The sequence below is a fragment of the Mesorhizobium sp. M7A.F.Ca.CA.004.04.2.1 genome (assembly GCF_004022825.1).
In the GTDB taxonomy this organism is placed as follows: domain Bacteria; phylum Pseudomonadota; class Alphaproteobacteria; order Rhizobiales; family Rhizobiaceae; genus Mesorhizobium.
The window spans coordinates 1-602 of the sequence record NZ_RZPH01001679.1 but is presented as its reverse complement, the minus strand read 5'-3'; the positions used below and the strand labels follow the sequence as shown (position 1 = coordinate 602).

Sequence of the window (602 nt, the reverse complement as noted above, 5' to 3'; positions counted from 1 at the left end):
CTGGAATTGTGGTTCATGAAATTGCGGCCGACCTGGTCGGCGCGGTTGGCTAGGCCTTTGCCATCCGATGTGGGCGAGCGCAGCAGGATGACAGCGGAGTTGACCGCGCCGGCCGAGAGGATGACCAGCTTCGGTGATACTTTCTTCAGCTCGCCATTCTGCCGGTAGTGAATGGCTGATATCGTCGTGCCGTCTGGCGAGGCTTCGAGATATTCGACGTAGGCGCCGGTTTCGAGCTTGATGTTCTGGTCGGTGAGGGCCGCCGTCAGCGGTCCCGTTTGTGCGTCGACCTTGCCTTGGCCGGTGTTCGGGAAAGCATCCCAGCCGGTCTTGCCCTCCTTCAGCCAGGTGTCGATGTCGACACCGAGCGGCAGCGAGGCCGGATGCAGGCCAAGGTTTTTCAGCTCGGCGCGGGCGCGGGCGATCGGTGCCTCGTCGGGCACCGGCTTGTAGGCGTAGGGGATCGAATGGAACGGCTCGGTCGGATCCTCGCCCAGTGCACCGCGCACGCGAAACAGCTGTTCGGCTTTCGAATACCAGGGCTCGAATTCGTCATAGGTGAACGGCCATGCCGGAGAGACTCCGCCGAAATGCTCCATGGC

Annotated in this window: 1 protein-coding gene; it reads right to left on the bottom strand. The window is 62.6% G+C overall.

Features of this window, described 5'->3' with window-relative positions; genetic code table 11:
• A partial coding sequence (locus tag EN893_RS36940; RefSeq protein WP_164901545.1) for a GMC family oxidoreductase occupies positions 1-602 on the bottom strand: 602 nt, incomplete at both ends.